This is a genomic window from Pseudomonas sp. HP_08, assembly GCF_055284095.1.
Genome location: NZ_JBTOQC010000045.1, coordinates 278,463 through 298,809, shown reverse-complemented (window position 1 = coordinate 298,809; position 20,347 = coordinate 278,463). Strand labels below are relative to the sequence as shown.

The window sequence follows — 20,347 nt, the reverse complement described above, 5'->3', positions numbered from 1 at the left end:
ACACTGGGGTTCATTAGGAGTTTCAAGATGGAAATGCTGAAGTTTGGTAAGTTTGCTGCGCTGGCTCTGGCCATGGCTGTAGCAGTAGGTTGCTCGTCCAAAGGCGGCGACAATGCCGGTGCTGGCGCTGGCGCTGTTGATCCTAACGCTGGTTACGGCGCTAACACTGGTGCCGTTGACGGCAGCCTGAGCGAAGAAGCTGCTCTGCGCGCAATCACCACCTTCTACTTCGAATACGACAGCTCGGACCTGAAGCCAGAAGCCCTGCGCGCTCTGGACGTTCATGCCAAGGACCTGAAAGGCAACGGCGCTCGCGTCGTTCTGGAAGGTAACACCGACGAGCGCGGTACTCGCGAGTACAACCTGGCTCTGGGCGAGCGTCGTGCGAAAGCCGTTCAGCGCTACCTGGTGCTGCAAGGCGTTTCCCCAGCTCAGCTGGAACTGGTTTCCTACGGTGAAGAGCGTCCAGTTGCTACCGGCAACGACGAGCAATCCTGGGCTCAAAACCGTCGCGTCGAACTGCGTAAGTAATTTGACATGCGAACTTGCCGTCGTGCTCTAACCGTTTTGGCTCTCACCCTTCCGCTTGCTGCGTGGGGTGCGGTACCTGTAGTCGGTGACAATTCTGGCTCTGGCAGCAGTTATCCGCCAGCGGGATATGGCACGTCCGGCGCCTATGCCGGGGGAGGGGTTGCGGCCCAGCCCTCGGCACAGGGTCAACTGTTTTTACAGTTGCAACAGATGCAAGAAGAAATCGCGCGTCTGCGCGGTATCGTCGAAGTCCAGCAAAATGACATCCAGCGCATCAAGCAGGAAGCCCTGGAGCGTTATCAGGACCTCGACCAACGTATCGTCAATGGCGCTGCTGCCTCGGCGAACAACAATTCTCAACCTGCGGGCAATGCAATAAATGCCGGCGGGACACCTTCAGCCCCGGTAAGCGATGCACCGGCGGCGGGTACCGAGCCGCCTGACCCGGCCAAGGAAAAGCTTTACTACGAAGCTGCCTTCGACCTGGTCAAGGCCAAGGATTTCGACAAGGCCAGCCAGGCGTTTGCCGCTTTCCTGCGCAAGTACCCCAACAGCAACTATGCGGGCAATGCCCAGTATTGGCTGGGTGAAGTCAATCTGGCCAAGGGCGACCTGCAAGGTGCAGGTCAAGCGTTCGCCAAAGTCAGTCAGGCTTATCCGAAGCATGCCAAGGTGCCGGATTCGCTCTACAAACTGGCCGATGTCGAGCGTCGCCTGGGTCATACCGACAAGGTCAAAGGCATTCTTCAGCAGGTGATCGCCCAGTATCCGGGCACTTCCGCTGCGCAATTGGCGCAGCGCGACCTGCAACGCCTCTGACCGCCTGAATCGCTGTTCAAGAAAGCCGCGCTTGTCGCGGCTTTTTTCGTTAGAATTCGCACCCGAAATTTTTGCTCATTACGCTTCTCTGCATTACGCGATCGCGGATGCCCTGAAGTGCCTGACGGAGGCGGACAGCCTGTTTAGCTGTTACGCCCGTGGCCCCTATGCAAGACACCTTACGCATCACCGAAATTTTTCACTCGTTGCAGGGTGAAACCCGCACCGCCGGGCTGCCCACGGTATTCGTGCGGCTCACTGGCTGTCCTCTGCGCTGTCAGTACTGCGACAGTGCCTATGCCTTCAGCGGCGGCACGATCACCACGCTGGACGCTATCGTCGAGCAGGTTGCCACCTGGCGTCCCCGCTATGTCTGTGTGACCGGTGGTGAGCCGCTGGCACAACCCAATGCCATCCCGTTGCTCAAGCGCTTGTGTGATGCCGGCTACGACGTATCGCTGGAAACCAGCGGTGCGCTGGATATTTCGGCAGTCGACCCGCGTGTCAGTCGCGTAGTCGACCTCAAGACGCCGGGTTCGCTGGAAGTGTCGCGTAACCGCTACGAGAACATGGATTTGCTGACGCCCAACGATCAGGTCAAGTTCGTGATCTGCTCGCGGGAAGACTATGACTGGGCAGTGTCCAAGCTGATCCAGTACCGACTGGACCAGCGTGCGGGCGAAGTTCTGTTCTCGGCCAGTCATCACCAGTTGAAAGGGCGTGATCTGGCAGACTGGATCGTGGCGGACAATCTGCCGGTTCGTCTGCAGATGCAACTGCACAAACTGCTTTGGGATGACGAGCCAGGGCGCTGAGGGAGAAAAGATCATGAGCAATAAAAAAGCGGTAATCCTGTTGTCCGGCGGCCTGGACTCCGCCACCGTGGTAGCCATGGCGCGCGCCGAAGGCTATGCCTGCTACACCATGAGTTTTGATTACGGCCAGCGTCACCGCGCCGAGCTTGATGCAGCTGCGCGCGTTTCCCGCGATCTGGGTGCTATCGAGCACAAGGTCATCGGTTTGAATCTGGACGGCATGGGCGGCTCGGCACTGACCGATAGCAGCATCGCGGTGCCTGAAGCGCCAACCGAAGGCATTCCGGTCACGTATGTGCCGGCGCGCAACACCGTGTTTTTGTCGCTGGCGCTCGGTTGGGCAGAAGTGCTTGAGGCACGGGATATCTTCATCGGTGTCAACGCCGTGGATTATTCCGGTTACCCGGATTGCCGGCCCGAGTTTGTCGAAGCATTCGAGCGCCTGGCCAATCTGGCCACCAAGGCTGGAGTCGAAGGCAATGGCTTCACTATTCAGGCGCCGCTGCAGAACCTGAGCAAGGCAGACATCATTACGGCTGGCATCGGCCTGGGCGTCGATTACTCGCTGACCGTGTCGTGCTATCAGGCCGATGGGCAAGGGCGTGCCTGCCGTAAATGCGACAGCTGCCGACTGCGTGCCGAAGGCTTCGCGGCGGCCGGTGTTGCAGACCCAACCAATTATTTTTAGTTTTTTTGCATGAAGGTGTTGAATTACTGATAAAAATCAGTAATATACGCCCCACGCAACGGGTCGTTAGCTCAGTTGGTAGAGCAGTTGGCTTTTAACCAATTGGTCGTAGGTTCGAATCCTACACGACCCACCATATACAAGTAGAAACCCTCCTCACGGAGGGTTTTTGCGTTTACGGCGTAAAAAATCAGGCCGTATGCACAAAAAACAGACCCGGGGCCTGAGCCTGGCTGTCTGCTTTTCGCAGATACAGGTGCGCAACAGCGTCTGTCAGGTAAAACAGGTCGGTGAACGGTTCCGGGAAATCGCTCGAGTAGAACTGGCAGAAGAACTCATAGTCAGCGCCAATATGCGGCTCGACAGGTGCCCAATGCGGCGCTGCCGTGCAGATCAATGAGCAAGCCGGAATATCGTTCTGCCCCAGCGATCGCTCGGCAAGCACGGCGGCGCGTTGCTCAATACCCGGTACAGAGCTGTATTTGAGTTCGTGATCACCACCGGGCAATACGGCGGTATAGCCACTCGGGCGCGTTGGATGTTGCATCACGGCCGCATCGCTGGTGATGTTGTCCAGAAAGTAGTCTGTAGCGCTGTAGGTGGAAAATACATACAGAACACCTTCTGCAGGCAGGCTTGTGGCCTGGGTACGCTGCAGTGCCCGACGGCAGTCAATGGTCGCGACAAGCATCAACGGCTCACCGTCGGGGTTGTGCGGCCAGTGCTCGACACGTGCGGCATCACCACCCAGCGTAATGCCGCACGCAGCAGTGCTGGCGGGTGACGCAAACGACATTTGCAGAATCGACGTCAATGGATTCGTGTCCTTGTTGATACTGCGCCCAATCAGATGATGTATTCGGGCTGACCCATTTCGTTCCAAGTCTTGAAGCGCGCATCTATCAGGTGCGAGAGCTTGTCGTAATTGTCCCAGGTGTCATCCACACGATAGAGCGAATGCTCGTCTACACCGAAGGCTTCAGAGTAATCGTCGATATAGCGGCTGTCGTTCTCCAGTCCCTGGTAATAGGCGAGGGCGAACGCATTGCCGGTCTTGCTGAACTCCTGGTCGGTCATTGCCTCGTCCAGCATGCTCAGCACGAAACCCGCGCCGGTGATGGCGCGTTCTTTGAGGTCCACGATCTCGTCCTCGGCGTCTTCCTGCAGTTCTTCGCTGGTCAGGTCATTGATGGCCATCCAGCTCAGGAACATGCCGATATGCGTGGCGCTTGCTTTATCAGGCAAGTCCGCAGGGTAGTCGCCCTGGTAATGCCAGGAGGCATCGTCATACTTCATGGTGTGTCTTCCTATGGACGAGTGACGCTGTTTTCCGGTCATCGATAGAGACAACTGCTGGTAAAAGAGTTCCTGAGTTGAATGCGTTATTTAAATAGTAATCATTTGTATTTGTGCCGTTTAAAAACATTGCTCCAATGTTGTTCTTTAAGGTTAGAATCGGCCCGCCTCTACTTCAGGACCTTGATCCTGCTGGCTTCGAGGGGTGTAAACTTGCATTACGCGCTACCGCGCATTCAGGTCCAGCCAACATGACGCAGATTTCCGAACGCTTTCTGGTGCAGGCGCATCTCGCTGCCAAACAGCCGAAAGAGTTGAGCCTTGAAGAACAAGCCCATTACCGTGAGCAAATCGCTGTCGAGCTTAAAGCGCGCGATGCTGTTCTGGTTGCCCATTATTATTGCGACCCCGTGATCCAGGCGCTGGCCGAGGAAACCGGCGGCTGCGTGGCTGACTCGCTGGAAATGGCGCGTTTCAGCAATAACCATGCGGCCAGCACCGTGCTGGTGGCGGGCGTGCGTTTCATGGGCGAGACCGCCAAGATCCTCAACCCGGAAAAACGCGTGTTCATGCCGACGCTGGAGGCGACCTGCTCGCTGGACGTGGGTTGCCCGGTCGATGAGTTCTCGGCGTTCTGCGATCAACATCCCGAGCGTACAGTCGTGGTCTATGCCAACACCTCGGCTGCGGTCAAGGCGCGTGCCGACTGGGTGGTGACCTCCGGTTGTGCCCTGGAAATCGTCGAAAGCCTGATGGACAACGGTGAGAAGATCATCTGGGCGCCGGACAAGCACCTGGGTCGTTATATCCAGCGTGAAACCGGCGCCGACATGCTGCTGTGGGACGGTGCCTGCATCGTCCACGAAGAGTTCAAATCCAAGCAGCTCGAAGACATGAAGGCCTTGTACCCCGAGGCTGCGGTGCTGGTGCACCCCGAATCGCCAGAGGCCGTCATTGCGCTGGCCGATGCGGTCGGCTCGACCAGCCAGATGATCGCCGCCGCACAACGCCTGCCCAACAAGATGTTTATCGTGGCCACCGATCGCGGCATCTTCTACAAGATGCAGCAGCTGTGCCCGGACAAGATCTTCATCGAGGCGCCTACGGCCGGCAACGGCGCGGCTTGCCGCAGTTGCGCACATTGCCCGTGGATGGCCATGAATACGCTGGAGCGCACCTTGCAGTGCCTGCGCGAGGGCAGCAACGAGATCTTCGTCGACCCGGCACTGGTCCCGCACGCTGTGCGACCTTTGCAGCGCATGCTCGACTTCACTCATGCAGCGCGCATGAGGCAGGCCGGTAACGCCTGATTCTTGCGACAAATAAAAAGCCCGGCTGACTTGCCGGGCTTTTTGATTCAGCAGGCGGTCAATTCATCATGCCCTTGATCATGCGCTCCTGTTCGGCCAGCACTTTCTGGCGGGCATCGATGCGTGACGCCAGCTGGAAGTTGTTGTTGGAGCGGCGCTTGGCAAAGTCCAGTTGCTGGATCGCCTGGCGGAAATCACCCATCAGCGCAAAGTACTCGGCGCGAGCCTCATGCAGGCCCACGGTGTTGCCGTTCAGGCCGCGTGCTTCGGCCACCTGATACCAGATGTCCGGATCGGCAGGGCGCCTCTTGAGCAAGGCATCGAGCGCTTTCTCGGCGTCGGCCGAACGGCCCTGCTTGAGTTGCACATCGATGAGCGCCTGATTGAGCGGGTAGTTGCCGGGGTACAGGGTCAGCATCCGTTCGGCGCGTTGCCGGGCTTCCGCCAGGCGGTTGCTGGTGATGTCCAGATCGATTTGCGCCAGGTTGTAGGTCACCTCATTGGACGATTTATCCAGCAGCGTCTTCAGGCCGTCACGCGCCTCATTGAGCTGGCCACCCTTGATCTGCGCGATGGCCAGGCCATAACGCGCGTCATCGGCGTTTGGATTCTCGGTGAGCTGGGCGCGGAAGCGCTTGGCGGCAATCCCGGGTGTTTCTTCATAAAACAGCGCAACCCGCGCGCGCATCAGTTGATAGCGCAGGCTGTCTTCCTGCCCGCCAGGCTTGGCCTGTTCGGCGCGGTTACGGGTGTCGGCGATGCGCGATTCGCTGACCGGGTGAGTCAGCAGAAACTCCGGTGGCCGGGCGTCAAAACGGTACTGGCGCATCAGGCGTTCGAACATCGTCGGCATGTTGCGCGGGTCGTAGCCGGCCTTTTCCAGATTGAGAATGCCGATACGGTCGGCCTCCTGCTCGTTCTGCCTGGAAAAGCGCCGCTGTTCCTGAATGGCGGCAGCCTGGGTGCCGGCGATGGTTGCAATGCCGGCGTCGCCGGCGCCGGCAGCCGCCATGACGATACCGGCCAGCATGGCGGCCATGACCGGCACTTGCATGCGTTGCTGGGCTTCTACGCCACGGGCGAAGTGCCGTTGTGAGAGGTGAGCCAGTTCGTGGGCCATGACCGAGGCGTATTCGCCTTCGGTCTTGGCATACAGAAACAGGCCGCCATTGACCCCGATGATGCCCCCAGGCGCGGCAAAGGCGTTGAGCTGGTTGCTGTTGATCAGGATGAACTCCAGGCGCCGGTCCTGCACCTGGCTGGTTTCGGCCAGTTTATAGACCGACGCCTCGACAAAGTCTTTCAGTTGCGGGTCTGACAGCTGGCCCACCTGCGAGCGCAACATCCCCAGCCACGCCCGCCCCAGTTGGTGCTCCTGCTCGGGAGACACAATCGATGAGCTGGAGTCGCCCAGCGAAGGCAAATCATCGGCCAGGACCGGTGTCGCCAGCAGGCAGGCAAGGGTGAGCAATGTAGGACGCAGGAAATTCATGCATTTGGCTCTGGGCGAATGTGCATCTACTGTAGCCGGCTCAATGGCTTGCTGACCAGAGTGCGGTATTCTTGCCGGCCTGCGCGAAGCGTCACGATGACTTTTTGCCAGATCGATGTGTCTGCCCGGAGAGAAGCGATGTCTGACGCTGTAGCCCCCAAAGTTTGTGACGCCGAACTCGACGCTCGCGGGCTCAATTGTCCGTTGCCGCTGCTCAAGGCCAAGATGGAGCTCAATCGCCTGGCCAGTGGTGCGGTGCTGAAAGTGCTGGCCACCGATGCCGGTTCCCAGCGCGACTTTCGCAGTTTCGCCCGGCTGGCAGGGCATGCGCTGCTGCATGAGCAAGTCGATGCAGGGCTTTATACCTATTGGTTGCGCAAGGCATAGGCAACCGTTCTCGCGCAAAAGGATGCTCGATGTACAAAGTGCTTAGCGACTGGATGCAGCGCTACTTCTCGGATGAAGAAGCGGTGGTGCTGGCGGTGTTGTTATTTCTGGCCTTCACCCTGATCCTGACCCTGGGCGGGATGCTGGCGCCGGTGCTGGCGGGCATGGTCCTGGCGTTTCTGATGCAAGGCGTGGTCGGTTTGCTGGAGCGGCTGCGCATGCCGGAGCGCGTGGCAGTGGTTCTGGTCTTCGCATTGTTTATCGGCGCACTGTTGGTCTTTTTGCTGGTGCTGGTGCCGTTGCTGTGGCATCAGGTGATTACCCTGTTCAACGAGCTGCCCGGCATGCTCGCCAAGTGGCAGTCGCTGCTGCTGATGCTGCCTGAGCGCTATCCGCACCTGGTCTCCGATGAGCAGGTCTTGCAGGCCATCGAAGTGGCGCGAGGCGAGGTGGGCAAGTTTGGCCAGCTGGCGCTTACCTTTTCACTGTCCAGCCTGCCGCTGCTGGTCAATCTGATGATCTATCTGGTGCTGGTGCCGATCCTGGTGTTCTTTTTCCTCAAGGACCGGCTCTTGTTCGCGCGCTGGGCGCGTGGCTATCTGCCGCGTGAGCGGGGTTTGCTGACCCGGGTGGCCAAGGAAATGAACCGACAGATCGCCAACTACATTCGCGGCAAGGTCATCGAGATCGTCATCTGCGGCGGGGTGACCTACGTGGCTTTCGTGGCACTGGGGCTCAACTACGCCGCGCTGCTGGCGATGCTGGTGGGCATTTCGGTCGTGGTGCCGTATGTGGGTGCGGTGGTGGTCACTGTGCCGGTGGCATTGATCGGGCTGTTTCAGTGGGGCTGGGGCGACCAGTTCATCTACCTGATGATGGTTCACGGCATCATTCAGGCGCTCGATGGCAACGTGCTGGTGCCGCTGCTGTTCTCCGAGGCGGTCAACCTGCACCCGGTGGCGATCATCTGCGCGGTGCTGTTGTTCGGCGGGCTGTGGGGCTTCTGGGGGATTTTCTTTGCGATTCCGCTGGCGACCCTGTTCAAGGCTGTGCTTGATGCCTGGCCGCGCAACGAGCCGGTGGTCGCGCCGCTGATGTAAAGCAAGAGGCGCCGCCGGGTGCGGCGCCTTCACTGCGGGCTCAGGCCTGGTTCAATGCCTGTGCGCTGGCCAGAACCTCGGCCACATGGCCGGGCACCTTCACGCCGCGCCACTCATGACGCAGCACGCCGTCCTTGTCGATCAGGAACGTGCTGCGATCCACGCCCATGTATTCCTTGCCATACAGCTTCTTGAGCTTGATCACGTCGAACAGCTGGCACAGCGCCTCGTCCTTGTCTGAAATCAGCTCGAACGGAAACGCCTGCTTGGCCTTGAAGTTCTCGTGGGTCTTAAGGCTGTCGCGTGAAACGCCGAACACCACGGTATTGGCCGCTTCGAACTGCGCAATGCTGTCACGAAAGCCCTGGCCCTGAGTGGTGCAGCCCGGCGTGTTGTCCTTGGGATAAAAGTAGATCACCACCTGGCGACCCTTGAGCGCAGAAAGGCTCACGGTCTGGCCGCCAGTGGCGGGCACCTCAAAATCGCTGACGGATTGGTCGACTGCAACGGCCATCGGTTTTCCTCAAGTTGGAGTCTGTGGGCGCCACGGTTCGATCAGCGCATCAAGGTTCAGGGCGTCGGAGAAGTCCAGGAACTGATCGCGCAGCCAGCTGATCTGGGTGCCGGCCGGCAGCGTGACGGTGAAGGTGGCATTGAGCATGGTGCCGCCGGTCTGCGGTGCCTGGTAGGTGTCGCACACCAGGTTTTCCAGCTCGACGTTGTGGTCGATGAAAAACTGGCACAGTTCATTGATGATGTCCGGGCGATACGCCGAACTGATATAGGCCACGTAGGGCAGCGCTTCCGGGCGGCTCTCAAGCGTCATGCTGCGCACCACGCTGGTGGTGAAGGCGTGCTTCTTGCTCAGGTTCGGCAGGATGGTCTCCAGGCGCGCCAGAGCGTCCCAGCTGCCGGATATCTGCAGAATCAGCGCGCTGCACTCGCCATGACGGGTCAGGCGTGAGCTGACCACCGCACAACGGCTTTCATGGCTGGCGCGGCACAGAACGTTGGTCAGCTCCATGGGGTTGGCGCCAAGGGCACTGATAACAAGGAATTGTTCGCGAACTGAGGGAGTGGACGACATGCAGCATTCCTAGATGATGAACGGTCGGTACATTTCGGCTCTTGCAGAGGCGACTCGGTGATGCGGGCTGCTCGATGTCGGCCTGGTCCTGTCACGATACCGACCTGCACGGCAGGGCTACAAGGCGCTGGGGCAGGGGGTGTGGAGGACAAAACCGGGCGATTGGAGGCAGGGCGCAGGTGACCTGTACCGAACAAAGGACGAAGGGTAGCGAAAACCATCGCTCAGGGGAATGCTCAGAGCGTGGTACTTCGCTTGTGCAAGGCTGATGGCGCCAGTACCATTACGGCTCTCTTTTTCCGGCAGGAGCGGTTGCATGATTGCGGGCAGTATGGTGGCACTGGTCACACCAATGGATGCACAAGGTCGTCTTGACTGGGACAGCCTGAGCAAACTGGTTGACTTCCACCTGCAAGAGGGCACCAACGCCATCGTCGCCGTGGGCACTACCGGTGAATCGGCGACCCTGAGTGTAGACGAACATATCGAGGTGATTCGCCGCGTGGTCGATCAGGTCGCCGGGCGCATCCCTGTGATCGCCGGCACCGGCGCCAACTCCACCAGCGAAGCGGTCGAACTCACCGGCAACGCCAAGTCTGCCGGCGTCGACGCCTGCCTGCTGGTGACGCCGTACTACAACAAGCCGACCCAAGAAGGCTTGTTCCAGCACTTCAGCCACATCGCGCGTGCCGTCGACATTCCGCAGATCCTCTACAACGTGCCAGGCCGTACCGCTTGTGACATGAAGGCCGAGACGGTCATCCGCCTGTCGACGGTGCCGAACATCATCGGCATCAAGGAAGCCACGGGCGATCTGCAGCGCGCCAAGGACATCCTGGCCGGTGTGAGCAACGACTTTCTGCTGTTTTCCGGCGATGATGCGACCGCTGTCGAGCTGATCCTGTTGGGCGGCAAGGGCAACATTTCCGTGACCGCCAACGTCGCACCGCGCGCCGTGAGCGACATGTGCGCCGCCGCCCTGCGTGGCGACGCTGCCGCTGCCCGGGCGATCAACGAGCGGATTTCTGCGCTCAACAGCACCCTGTTCATCGAATCCAACCCTATCCCCGTGAAGTGGGCACTGAATGAGATGGGCATGATGGCCGACGGTATCCGTCTGCCACTGACCTGGCTCACCCAGACCTGTCACGAACCGCTGCGCCAGGCCCTGCGCCAGGCCGGCGTACTGGTTTAATTGAGGAAGTACAACGCAATGAAGCGATTGGCCGGATTCTCCGCACTTGCCCTGATTATCTCCAGCACCAGTGGTTGTGGCTGGGTCTGGGGTCCTGACGGTTACTTCCGTGATCGCGGTAGCGATTACCTGGAATCGACCCAGACTGCACCGATGCAAGTGCCTGCCGATGTCACGGGCATCAAACGCCTGGACCCGTTGCTGCCGATTCCGCGCAACGTGGCCGACAGCACCCAGAAGGGCGAGTACACCGTTCCTCGTCCCGCCGCACTGGCCACCAGTGCCGCCGAGTCCAGCGACTTCAGCCTGCAGCAAAGCGGCGAAGCGCGCTGGATCCTGGCCCAGCGCCCGCCGGTCGAAGTCTGGTCGGTGGCGCATCAGTATTTTGAAGACAATGGTTTCCGGATTGCCGAAGAGCGCCCGCAAACCGGCGAATTCAGCACCAGCTGGCAGCGCCTGGACGAGCTTTCGGCTTCCGTTTCGCGCCGCCTGAGCGCCAGTGGCACCGCAGCCGACAGCGAAACCCGCGTGCGGGTACGTATCGAGCCAGGCGTGCAGCGCAACACCAGCGAAGTGTATGTGGCCAGCGTTTCGCGCCCGGCTGGCAGCACCGCTGAAATCGGCTTCCCGGACCGCTCCGCAAGCCCGGGCCTGGACGCTTCGCTGACCGACGATCTGCTCGCCAACCTGAGCCGCAACGCCAAGCAGGGCGGTTCGGTATCCCTGTTGGCAGCCCGTGACTACGACACCCCGAGCCGTGTGGCGATGGGCGCTGACGGCAGTGGCAACCCGATGCTTAACCTGGGTGCAGACCTGGACCGCGCCTGGTCCAGCGTCGGTCGTGCCCTGGATCAGGGCGACTGGCGCGTAGAAGACATCAACCGCAGCCTGGGCCTGTACTACATCAACCTGGCCGAGCGCGCCGACAAGCCTGAAAACCAGCCTGGCTTCTTCAGCGGCCTGTTCGGCGGCAAGGCCAGCAAGGAAGAGATCGAAGCGCGCGCCGAGCGTTACCAGGTGCGTCTGAGCAAGGTTGGCGACAGCGTGCAGGTTACGGTCGAGAAGAACATCAACACCGTGGCCCCGGCCGATGTCGCACGCCGTGTGTTGAGCGTCATTCAAGATCACCTGGGTTAAGTGCGCTTCGCCGTACTGGGCAGCGGCAGCCGTGGCAATGCCACGCTGGTCGCCAGCCACGAAACCTACGTGCTGGTCGATTGCGGCTTTTCGCTGCGGGAGACCGAGCGACGCCTGGCCCGGCTGGGCGTCGACGCCGCGCAACTGAGCGCCATCCTGGTGACCCACGAACATGCCGATCATGTGCATGGCGTGGGTTTGCTGTCGCAGCGCTACAATGTGCCGGTGTACCTCAGCCGTGGCACCTTGCGCGGCCTGCGTAAGCCGGTGGAAGTCGCCGGCCTGCTGAGCGCCGGAACGCCGCTGCACATAGGTGCGCTGGAAATCGACGTGGTGTCGGTCTCGCACGATGCGCTGGAGCCCACCCAGTTCGTCTTCAGTGACGGCCAGCGGCGCTTCGGCATCCTGACCGACCTGGGCACTTACTGCGCCGAGGTGCTGCAACGCTATCAGGGCCTGGACGCCCTGATGATCGAAGCCAACCACTGCCGCGACATGCTTGCCCGAGGCCGTTATCCGGTCTTTCTCAAGCAGCGGGTGGGAGGCCACTCAGGACATTTGAACAATCATCAGGCTGCAAGCCTGGTGAGCGAGCTGGGATGGCAGACACTGCAACATCTGGTGCTGGCCCATCTGAGCAGCAAGAACAACCTGCCGCAGCTGGCCCGGCAATGTTTCGTCGATACCCTCGGGTGCGACCCGGACTGGCTGCAACTGGCCGATCAAGATTGTGGGCTCGACTGGCGACAAATCGCCTAGCCCTACCATTTAGCAAGCGGAGCCCATCATGGAAAAACGTGAAGAACTCTACCGCGGCAAAGCCAAATCGGTTTACAAGACCGATGACGCTGACCGCTTGATCCTGCTGTTTCGCAACGACACCTCGGCGTTCGACGGCAAGCGCATCGAACAACTGGACCGCAAGGGCACGGTGAACAACAAGTTCAACGCGTTCATCATGCAAAAACTCGAAGAGGCGGGCATCCCGACTCAATTCGACAAACTGCTGGGCGACAACGAATCCCTGGTTAAGAAGCTCGACATGATCCCGGTCGAATGCGTCGTGCGTAACTACGCCGCCGGCAGCCTGGTCAAGCGTCTGGGCGTCGAAGAGGGCCTCAAGCTTGAGCCCTACACCTTCGAACTGTTCCTGAAGGACGACGCCAAGGGCGACCCGTTCATCAACGAATCCCACGTCGTGGCATTCGGTTGGGGCACCGCCGAACACCTGGCACGCATGAAAGAGCTGTCGCTGAAAGTCAACGACGTGCTGAGCAAGCTGTTCGACGACGCCGGCCTGCTGCTGGTCGACTTCAAGCTTGAATTCGGCGTGTTCCACGGCGAGATCGTCCTGGGCGACGAATTCAGCCCCGACGGCTGCCGCCTGTGGGACAAAGAGACCCGCAAGAAGATGGACAAGGACCGCTTCCGCCAGGGTCTGGGCGACGTGATCGAAGCCTACGAAGAAGTTGCCCACCGTCTGGGCGTGCCGCTGTAAGGCGCGTTACTGACGCAAGCGCTTGATACCACGAAAAAAATTGCAGAAAGGGCTCGACATCTGCAATCAGACTGGTATCATGCGCGCCAGTTGGAGAGATGCCAGAGTGGCCGAATGGGACGGATTCGAAATCCGTTGTACTGGCAACAGTACCTAGGGTTCGAATCCCTATCTCTCCGCCATACGTTGAAAACCCTTGTAAATCAAGCACTTACGAGAGTTCAAAAAAAGCGTTTTGTACCAACGCTTTGTACCAAAATAAAATAGCTCTAATCTTCGGATTGGGGCTTTTTTTTTGCACAAAATTTGACCAATTGCCGGGGATCGTGGAGTTGTTCTGTCTAAGCCAAGCTCACAGGCAGGTCCACCTCATATCGGAGCGAACTTAAGACGTTATGAGGCGCTTCGGCATGCCCGTGACAAATCGGGGTAGGGTGGGGGCAGAAAAACGCTTAAAACGATTCACAGAGCACTCTCTACGAAGGATCGATACGCATGAACCCGCAAGAATTGACTGATGAAGAACTCGATGCCCTTGTATCCCAAGCGACGGAAGCTCTAGCCGCGATGGTTGAAACTCTGGGTAAGCAAGCGAAGCCTGACGTGCGGGTCACACGACTAGCGAATGTCGATGTTCAGAACCTAAGAAGGTGCAGCATCTTCACCCCTGAGCCGGGTTTCCATCTCTTCATGAAGTTTGAAACGCAGAGCGGTGAGTGGGTGGAAATCACACCTAACAACGACGAAGAGAATGCCGGGGCTTTCGTGGTGTACGAAAATGCCGAAGGTGATATTCGACGGATCGTGGCGGGTTCGCCAATCGTGCGTACTGGCGATGGTTGGGTGATTGAAAGCCCAGCTTATCGGGTCGAAATTCTAGATTGAAGATGATCACACGCCAAACGTAGTTCAGAGCGCCTGTGACCTCTGCATGGTACTGAACTGCCATTTTCTCATGTGAGAGCGGGGAGTCTCCCTGAAAGGATCTGGCGTGGTTCGGCTTCTCGATGCGTGCAAGCTTCGCTATAAATCTATTATTAGATACTTGGCAAAGGATTTGTGGTTTGAGATTTTTGATTTGGCTTCTAAAAACGTGCCATTTACCACTAAATTTACAGTTTCGAACCTTTCGCGGTGTAATTTATAAGAGATTGCTCTGAATGGCTCAAATTCGTGCGATTTGATGATTGGATAAATCTTCATTCTAAAACCATAAATGCTTAAAACCCGCTTTTGATTTTTTTAGTCGAATCATTATGAAGTGAAAGCAAAGGGTAGGTGTAGAAGTATTCAGAAAAAATCCATTTCCGCGAAGCGATTGGTCTTTACCTTTCTGCGTAGCAAGCGTTCTTGTTTCAAGCTTCGGGCTTTCTCAAGAAATGACTAATTGATTTCTCAATGCGAGATTAATTTACATCACGCATTGCTTTCCAGTTCTCTTTTCTTCAGTTCCCAATATCCCGTTCCCATTATAAAATTTTGGTGGTCGGCAGGACTGGTTAGGTTCGGGTTTGGTTTTTGCTGTTGGCTTTTAAATCTAAAAAACACGCGCGCGCACACGTTGGAAATTGACCCCTTGATTTTAAAGGGCTGTAGAGGTTATAAAGTACACTGTACTGTACTTTATAACCAAAAATACCCAATTTATAAAGTACACTGTGGTGTACTTGTTCAGGCTTTTTTTCCAGAGATTTCTGTGTTGGCGTTTTTAAGAAGTACACCACAGTGTACTTTATACGTCATCAAATATGAGTAAAATCGGTTTGGATTTATTTTATGATTCCCTTGATCAAGGTGTTTTGCGAGAAATGCACCTTCTTAGAAATCTGTAAATGGTTAATATTTTAATTCCTGCATTATAATAATAATCGATCAAATTTCGCCTAACGCCGAAATTTCTGTTATCAATATGCTATATTGATTAAACAAGAAATAAAACGGAGTAATTATATGGCGTCTACGTTCATCAGTCACAATCCAAATACTAAAAAGAAACTAGCTGAATTAGCGCATGAGAGCACCAATGCTTACGTATTGTTGATGTTTCTTATGATTGAGTCAGACGAGTTTTACGGTAAGCATCAAGTCACTTATCAAAACTATGAATCAATGGCTGCTTACCTAGGGAAGTCGAAGGAAACAGTTAGGGTTGCGCTCAACATTTTAAGAAGAAAAATGCTAATTTCAGAAGAGTATGACGCGAAAAATAGAAATTTCCTAATTGAAGTTTTAGTAAATAAATTTTAAAACTAAGACTAGGTGATTGAAATGAATAACCCCTTTAAGAGCGTGATATCTGTCAATGATGTGGTGCAGTCTTTTTATCAGACTAACCTAAAGGCTCGTCCGCTGCTGTCTGCAGTTAATAGATCCGATAGCTACGCCAGAGATATTTTGGACATGGCTTGCGAGATGATGGATAGAAATAATGAATGTACAGTTACTTATGCTGAGTTAGATAAGGAGCTTGGCATTAAGCAATCAAGGACACGTACACGCTCTATGAACATCCTTAGAATGCTCAATTTGGTAGACACAATCAATGGCAACAAGAAAGGAGTCATTTTGTTCAGAATCAATGCGAGAGCGTTCAGTAAAACAGGCATAAACGTTAAAGAAAAGGACGGAAGATTTTGCGATGATCTGAATTCAGAAATGATTGATAAGGATGGTAAGGTAAAAAAAGAGTGCATTGAGTCATATAGATACTACGAAAAGAATCAGGAAAAGGTAGAGAAAAATGATGGTTTGCCATTTTGATCTGCGTAGCAATGTAGTTCATAGGTATTTATTTTTAGGTATTGCTAATCCTCAAATTTGAGGATTTTTTTTAACGAATATTTTCTTTTGTCTGTTGATTTGTCAGTTTCAAATGTTACTATATTTGAAATAAACATTAATTTAACAATGAACACTAAGGCAGATACTCTTTTTCATTTGATAGCAGCGCATAATGGGTTTTCTCCCAGCACAGAAAAGGTTTTCAAGGAGCTGATGAAGTTTCTCGATTCCGATGGTCTGATAAATATCAATTTCTATCATAAAAAACATATTTCTAGTGAAGCTGGCGTAGCTACTCATACTGTCAACAACGTTATTTTGAAATTGAAAAAAGCAGGTTTTCTCAAGTCTATTGATACAGGTTGCTTCAAGCCGAGTAAATCATTATTCGTGAATGATTATTTTTATGGATTGTATGCTCGCACTGGATGGAAGAATCTGAATTATGAAATAAAGATAAATAGCAACACTGGGCTGATGCAAGTGATAGGTGCAGTATGAATTACGCCTCTGTCTCAGACCGCCAGAAATTCCTTGTGAGCCAGCTTTCAACCTTCGATGCTGACCATTTCATCGTCATCGTGAAGCCTAACGCTGCGCTGTGCAGAAAGGGCAGGACAGACCTCACAATCAACCATATCCCTCGTAAATCAGGCTTCAGGTCCACTGGGTACGCCGTGGAAGACTTCATGCAGCCAAGGCTCTGGAATTGCCTCAGCAAATACAACTCTGAGGGCTACAGCATCACAGTGAAGTGCAAGTCCACGAAGTACCACTACGTTGCACTCTATGACGTGAGTCACGCAGAGCTGACAAGGCTGGTGGACGTTGATGGCGCAACCCCCTGCTTCGTGAGCTTCCTGAGCGAAAACGACCGACTAGAGAGGTTTTATTCAGTGGTCCTGCGATTCCGTGTGACAGAGCACAAGAAGGACACGATTTACGCGAAAAAGGTAGCCAGTAGTTTCCAATCCAAATTCGGTTTGAAGAAGATCGACGACCTTGAAGCCTGCATCCCGCTTGCCGGGTTTTGGGACAAGAGGTCAGGAACGCTGGTGAAGTCTAGCCGTTTAAAAAACCGTGACTGCGATGCGTGTACAACGCGATTGGCGACGTTTTTGAAGGGTGGGTTGGCAGATCTGCAGGATGAGCCAGAAGCGCCGGTAATCGACCGCTCTGGCAATGATGACTTCTATTTCGAGTCGTGCCTTCAGATGATGATTTACAACGCTGATAAAGCTGGTGATGTAGTTAATGAAGCTGATATTGAAAAGCGTCTAATCAACAAATTGGTTAAAGAGCATTACCATATCGATCTAATAAAAGGTTTCTTCGTGCAGCGCGAAATGCCGAAAGAAGAGGTTTGCGATTTCTAAAAGGAATCGTTTGCAGGCGTTTGCGGGTCTATCAATAATTATCTTCAAGGCGTAATGCTTCCGTGCTCACAAGCAAAATTCAATAGCTGCGGAATGGGATAATGCAGAAATTATTTAAAATATTTTTGCTTAAGGCTTGATTTTTTTTATTAAATGGTAGGATAGGTGAGTAGGTAGATAAAAAAGCATTATTTGGTTATAAGATTTCGAATCTGCCTGCGTTTTCATTTTTATTTAATTTGTTATTAAAAAACTCTCCGTTTTTGAGCCGCCCACGTTGGCGGTTTTTTTCGTCTTGATCTTGTCACGCGCATGGAATCGATCAATCATGAGCTTTTCCATCTGCGGGGGAGCCTCTAGAAAATGGCTTGGAAATTCAGAGATCGGTACATGCCGGGTGAGGTTATCACCATCCCATACGACATTACTGAAAAGCTTCACAAGCTGAATCAAACCCTTGACGCCTATCGCTGGTATGAACTTCTTCCCGCCAAGGAACGTGAGCAAACCATAGCTGATGGTGGGGTAATTGCTGACATTTTGACGAAGCACGTCATGTGCTGCTATTACATTGGCTGGTTCGACATTGAAAGCGATGAAGCTTTCGAAAATTATAAAAAAAATTTCAGGAAATTCTTTATCGACCCTCATCCAGCTTTCGCCGCTTGCCGCTTTGCAGCTTGTCTAAGCTTTATAAGGCATCAAAGAAAGCTAATTGAGCAATGCGAATTTCTTTCTAGCGTCCAAGAAGGTGGTAGTATTTTCACTAACACGAATATCAACATAGAGAACCAAACCATCCCTTGGGACTGAAATTAATAGATTATCAGATCCGCTGGGTATCCCAGCTTTTCTGTTTCAGGTGATACGTCTGGTATGTCATGATCTTCTATTAATCCGCCTTCTAGGATTAATTCTCGTAGGATGGTTTTTTCTTCTAGCGTTTCTCTTGCGATTTGCTCTGGTGATTTGTTCATTAGATTTTCCTCTTGTAGGTTGATTTTTTGTAAGGTGATTTCGATGCTTCATGTCCAAGCTCAGGTTTGGATTCAGAGCTGATACGGGCAATGACCATTTCCTTGATCGTAGGATTCAGGGGAAGCTCAGGGTTAGCTTTGTATTTCGCTGTGAGGTTCGTCACCACCTCATAGATGATGGGGTTAGCCGTGCGGTCTGCATCGTGCGCAGCCTTCATCACGTCAGCCGGTTTGGGGTTGTTTCGTGTCCAGCTCACGTCATACGCCGTATGGTTGTCCATGAACCCTTTGTCCAGCTCTTCGCGGGTGTGTGGGTCTATCGTCACGTCCAGATGCTTGATGACTGATTGAGCTGACAGGTTAGCTACCAGCTCTTCGTATGCGCGGTGCTTATCGTCTTTGCTGTAGTCACGCAAGGAGATTCGATTCTTGCGGGACTCATGCCCATAGGAGTGAGAGACTTCATGTAGGAGGGTATTCAGTTCGTGAAGACGGCTCTTGAATACGTTGGATGGGTTCATGACTATCACGTCTGCCGCAGGGCGGTAATGGTTCGAACCGATGACACGTACAAGCCTAGTGGGCATCGTCTCCAATACGGCTTGGTAGACCGTCTCTAGCTCTTCTGGTGTGGCTTTAGGTGTCTGAGTATTGAGGCGGGCTTTAAATTTCTCAGGAAGCTCGCCGGTAAACTGCGAAATGTTGAAGACTGCAGTCAGCTTCGCGGCTGGAATATAGATCGCCTTTGCCTTGGCTTCCCCGTCATTCTCCAAACCTTGCTCCTGCTGGTCTTTCGCATACCCGACCGGCACACCGAAGCGTTTGATGATGCAGTGAGATTTCTCGCCTTTGTTGCTCAAGCCCTCAGCGTAGCCTTGTTTTGCGGTGAGGTAGTAGGACGTGCCGTAGTCCTTCTCGAAGGCGGAATCCTGTAGGAGCAATGAGTTTTCGAGGTTGTACATCGTGCCTGATGCAATGTTTTTGTAAGGCGTTGTGAAAACCGGATGATTCCAAATGTTCTTGTATTCACTGTCGTTTATTTTTGTAAATATTCTATCTATGCGCTCCTCAAGGAAGTCAGAAATCTTTGGGATTGAATCTTCGGCGTAATCTCTTTTTTGTTTTTTTGTCAGGCTTGCCATGTTTTTAATATTTGTTTTATGTGAACATTATAGCATTTGCTGGTTTGTGCTTTTTTCGCTTTTGGCTGTTGTATGTGGAGGAAGATTTAGAGTTGTTGCGATAGCCCATTTCACTCCCGCAAAGCGGGGGGGGTGAGCTTCAGTTATCTGATGTGAATTTTATTTCAGTGCCTCAACTCCTTCCTTCAAGGTTTGCTTCACGTCGTTGATTTTATCTATAGCTTTTTCTTTAAGAGATTTAGGTAAAGCCAGTTCTCCATTGGAGTATAGAATGTTTCTGATATTTTGACTGACACGTTTGGTCGCGGAAAAATGGATTTTGCTAACAATTAACGTTAATAAGAAAAAGAAAATGATCGTGCAGAAATACACCACATGGATTATTTCAGTAGAGCCACTGGAGGTCGCGGTCATTCTTATGTTTACGTAAAGCAATACGCCTTGGAAAACTGTTTGCATCGCCATGATGATCATTGGCATAGGCATCAGAGATTTCAAGAAGGGATTTCGTCTAAGATAAATCCCCATGACATAAAATATGGATAGCCATGCGATTGGTGCTGCGACTGCTCCAAAAAATAAAAGGGTGTAGATTTTGGTGATGCATTTAGTCTGGTCAATCCATTTGGTAAATTTGGCTATGGTTTTAGCTTTTGTCTCATCATAAAAGATTTTCTCGTTCATTTTATTGTAATTTGTTTTTCTAATTATACCAT

25 protein-coding genes and 2 tRNA genes are annotated in these 20,347 nt (G+C 54.0%); 19 read left to right on the top strand and 8 right to left on the bottom strand.

Annotation, left to right across the window (positions count from 1 at the left end; all coding sequences use genetic code 11):
- Positions 1–27 precede the first annotated feature (27 nt).
- The 5 genes from pal (at position 28) to ACYAS9_RS25770 (ending at position 2,989) form a co-directional block, all read left to right on the top strand.
- Positions 28–531, top strand: coding sequence for a peptidoglycan-associated lipoprotein Pal (gene pal / locus ACYAS9_RS25790; RefSeq protein WP_463571268.1), 504 nt, complete (start codon positions 28–30; stop codon positions 529–531).
- A gap of 6 nt (positions 532–537) precedes the next feature.
- A complete protein-coding gene (gene ybgF, locus ACYAS9_RS25785) occupies positions 538–1,350 on the top strand; it encodes a tol-pal system protein YbgF (protein WP_463571267.1) in 813 nt (270 codons plus the stop codon).
- Between the two features lie 167 nt (positions 1,351–1,517).
- Positions 1,518–2,165 (top strand): 7-carboxy-7-deazaguanine synthase QueE, encoded by a 648-nt coding sequence (queE, locus tag ACYAS9_RS25780; RefSeq protein ID WP_463571266.1) that lies wholly within the window; start codon positions 1,518–1,520, stop codon positions 2,163–2,165.
- A gap of 13 nt (positions 2,166–2,178) precedes the next feature.
- Entirely contained in the window at positions 2,179–2,853 is a 675-nt protein-coding gene (gene queC / locus ACYAS9_RS25775) for a 7-cyano-7-deazaguanine synthase QueC (RefSeq protein WP_463571265.1), read from the top strand.
- A 60-nt stretch (positions 2,854–2,913) separates the two neighbouring features.
- Positions 2,914–2,989: transfer RNA gene (locus ACYAS9_RS25770), tRNA-Lys, on the top strand.
- Positions 2,990–3,043: 54 nt separating this feature from the next.
- On the opposite strand, the gene ACYAS9_RS25765 is transcribed toward ACYAS9_RS25770, so the two are convergent.
- Both ACYAS9_RS25765 and ACYAS9_RS25760 read right to left on the bottom strand, forming a co-directional pair.
- On the bottom strand, positions 3,044–3,667 hold the full coding sequence (locus tag ACYAS9_RS25765) for a DUF1963 domain-containing protein (protein WP_463571264.1): 624 nt from the start codon (positions 3,665–3,667) through the stop codon (positions 3,044–3,046).
- A gap of 32 nt (positions 3,668–3,699) precedes the next feature.
- Positions 3,700–4,149 (bottom strand): DUF7832 domain-containing protein, encoded by a 450-nt coding sequence (locus ACYAS9_RS25760; RefSeq protein ID WP_463571263.1) that lies wholly within the window; start codon positions 4,147–4,149, stop codon positions 3,700–3,702.
- A gap of 251 nt (positions 4,150–4,400) precedes the next feature.
- Here ACYAS9_RS25760 and nadA point away from each other — a divergent pair, with 251 nt between their 5' ends.
- Positions 4,401–5,459 (top strand): quinolinate synthase NadA, encoded by a 1,059-nt coding sequence (nadA, locus tag ACYAS9_RS25755; protein WP_463571262.1) that lies wholly within the window; start codon positions 4,401–4,403, stop codon positions 5,457–5,459.
- A gap of 58 nt (positions 5,460–5,517) precedes the next feature.
- On the opposite strand, the gene ACYAS9_RS25750 is transcribed toward nadA, so the two are convergent.
- A complete protein-coding gene (locus tag ACYAS9_RS25750; RefSeq protein WP_463571261.1) occupies positions 5,518–6,951 on the bottom strand; it encodes a M48 family metalloprotease in 1,434 nt (477 codons plus the stop codon).
- 138 nt (positions 6,952–7,089) lie between these two features.
- Between ACYAS9_RS25750 and ACYAS9_RS25745 the strand changes: the two genes are divergently transcribed.
- Both ACYAS9_RS25745 and ACYAS9_RS25740 read left to right on the top strand, forming a co-directional pair.
- On the top strand, positions 7,090–7,338 hold the full coding sequence (locus ACYAS9_RS25745; RefSeq protein ID WP_463571260.1) for a sulfurtransferase TusA family protein: 249 nt from the start codon (positions 7,090–7,092) through the stop codon (positions 7,336–7,338).
- A 29-nt stretch (positions 7,339–7,367) separates the two neighbouring features.
- Complete coding sequence (locus ACYAS9_RS25740) at positions 7,368–8,438, top strand: AI-2E family transporter (protein ID WP_463571259.1); 1,071 nt, start codon at positions 7,368–7,370, stop codon at positions 8,436–8,438.
- A gap of 40 nt (positions 8,439–8,478) precedes the next feature.
- Here ACYAS9_RS25740 and ACYAS9_RS25735 read toward each other — a convergent pair whose 3' ends face one another.
- Positions 8,479–8,952 carry a peroxiredoxin gene (locus ACYAS9_RS25735; RefSeq protein ID WP_463571258.1) on the bottom strand — a complete coding sequence of 158 codons (474 nt, stop codon included), beginning with the start codon at positions 8,950–8,952 and terminating at the stop codon, positions 8,479–8,481.
- 9 nt (positions 8,953–8,961) lie between these two features.
- Complete coding sequence (locus ACYAS9_RS25730) at positions 8,962–9,525, bottom strand: glycine cleavage system transcriptional repressor (RefSeq protein ID WP_463571257.1); 564 nt, start codon at positions 9,523–9,525, stop codon at positions 8,962–8,964.
- 316 nt (positions 9,526–9,841) lie between these two features.
- On the opposite strand from ACYAS9_RS25730, the gene dapA reads away from it, so the two are divergent.
- The 11 genes from dapA to ACYAS9_RS25675 all read left to right on the top strand — a co-directional run bounded on the left by dapA (position 9,842) and on the right by ACYAS9_RS25675 (position 18,325).
- Positions 9,842–10,720, top strand: a complete 879-nt coding sequence (gene dapA, locus ACYAS9_RS25725) for a 4-hydroxy-tetrahydrodipicolinate synthase (RefSeq protein WP_463571256.1) — start codon at positions 9,842–9,844, stop codon at positions 10,718–10,720.
- 18 nt (positions 10,721–10,738) lie between these two features.
- Complete coding sequence (bamC, locus tag ACYAS9_RS25720) at positions 10,739–11,857, top strand: outer membrane protein assembly factor BamC (RefSeq protein WP_463571255.1); 1,119 nt, start codon at positions 10,739–10,741, stop codon at positions 11,855–11,857.
- Positions 11,858–12,616: an MBL fold metallo-hydrolase gene (locus ACYAS9_RS25715; protein WP_463571254.1), complete on the top strand. Its 759-nt coding sequence runs from the start codon at positions 11,858–11,860 to the stop codon at positions 12,614–12,616. It abuts the gene before it with no gap.
- A 28-nt stretch (positions 12,617–12,644) separates the two neighbouring features.
- Entirely contained in the window at positions 12,645–13,355 is a 711-nt protein-coding gene (purC, locus tag ACYAS9_RS25710; RefSeq protein WP_056835104.1) for a phosphoribosylaminoimidazolesuccinocarboxamide synthase, read from the top strand.
- Between the two features lie 92 nt (positions 13,356–13,447).
- A tRNA-Ser gene (locus ACYAS9_RS25705) sits at positions 13,448–13,537 on the top strand.
- A 313-nt stretch (positions 13,538–13,850) separates the two neighbouring features.
- Positions 13,851–14,240: a hypothetical protein gene (locus ACYAS9_RS25700; RefSeq protein ID WP_463571253.1), complete on the top strand. Its 390-nt coding sequence runs from the start codon at positions 13,851–13,853 to the stop codon at positions 14,238–14,240.
- A 1,065-nt stretch (positions 14,241–15,305) separates the two neighbouring features.
- Positions 15,306–15,602, top strand: a complete 297-nt coding sequence (locus tag ACYAS9_RS25695; protein WP_024666821.1) for a hypothetical protein — start codon at positions 15,306–15,308, stop codon at positions 15,600–15,602.
- Positions 15,603–15,623: 21 nt separating this feature from the next.
- Entirely contained in the window at positions 15,624–16,115 is a 492-nt protein-coding gene (locus ACYAS9_RS25690; RefSeq protein ID WP_024666820.1) for a hypothetical protein, read from the top strand.
- Positions 16,116–16,202: 87 nt separating this feature from the next.
- Positions 16,203–16,637: a cyclic nucleotide-binding domain-containing protein gene (locus ACYAS9_RS25685; protein WP_463571252.1), complete on the top strand. Its 435-nt coding sequence runs from the start codon at positions 16,203–16,205 to the stop codon at positions 16,635–16,637.
- Complete coding sequence (locus ACYAS9_RS25680) at positions 16,634–17,512, top strand: hypothetical protein (protein WP_463571251.1); 879 nt, start codon at positions 16,634–16,636, stop codon at positions 17,510–17,512. Before ACYAS9_RS25685 ends, ACYAS9_RS25680 begins: the two co-directional genes overlap by 4 nt.
- Positions 17,513–17,875: 363 nt before the next feature.
- Positions 17,876–18,325, top strand: a complete 450-nt coding sequence (locus ACYAS9_RS25675; protein WP_463571250.1) for a hypothetical protein — start codon at positions 17,876–17,878, stop codon at positions 18,323–18,325.
- A 2-nt stretch (positions 18,326–18,327) separates the two neighbouring features.
- Here ACYAS9_RS25675 and ACYAS9_RS25670 read toward each other — a convergent pair whose 3' ends face one another.
- The 3 genes from ACYAS9_RS25670 to ACYAS9_RS25660 all read right to left on the bottom strand — a co-directional run bounded on the left by ACYAS9_RS25670 (position 18,328) and on the right by ACYAS9_RS25660 (position 20,315).
- On the bottom strand, positions 18,328–18,489 hold the full coding sequence (locus ACYAS9_RS25670; protein ID WP_463571249.1) for a hypothetical protein: 162 nt from the start codon (positions 18,487–18,489) through the stop codon (positions 18,328–18,330).
- Positions 18,489–19,631: a zincin-like metallopeptidase domain-containing protein gene (locus tag ACYAS9_RS25665; protein ID WP_463571248.1), complete on the bottom strand. Its 1,143-nt coding sequence runs from the start codon at positions 19,629–19,631 to the stop codon at positions 18,489–18,491. The genes ACYAS9_RS25670 and ACYAS9_RS25665 overlap by 1 nt, the downstream gene beginning before the upstream one ends.
- Positions 19,632–19,790: 159 nt before the next feature.
- Positions 19,791–20,315 carry a hypothetical protein gene (locus ACYAS9_RS25660; RefSeq protein WP_463571247.1) on the bottom strand — a complete coding sequence of 175 codons (525 nt, stop codon included), beginning with the start codon at positions 20,313–20,315 and terminating at the stop codon, positions 19,791–19,793.
- Between the last annotated feature and the right edge of the window lie 32 nt (positions 20,316–20,347).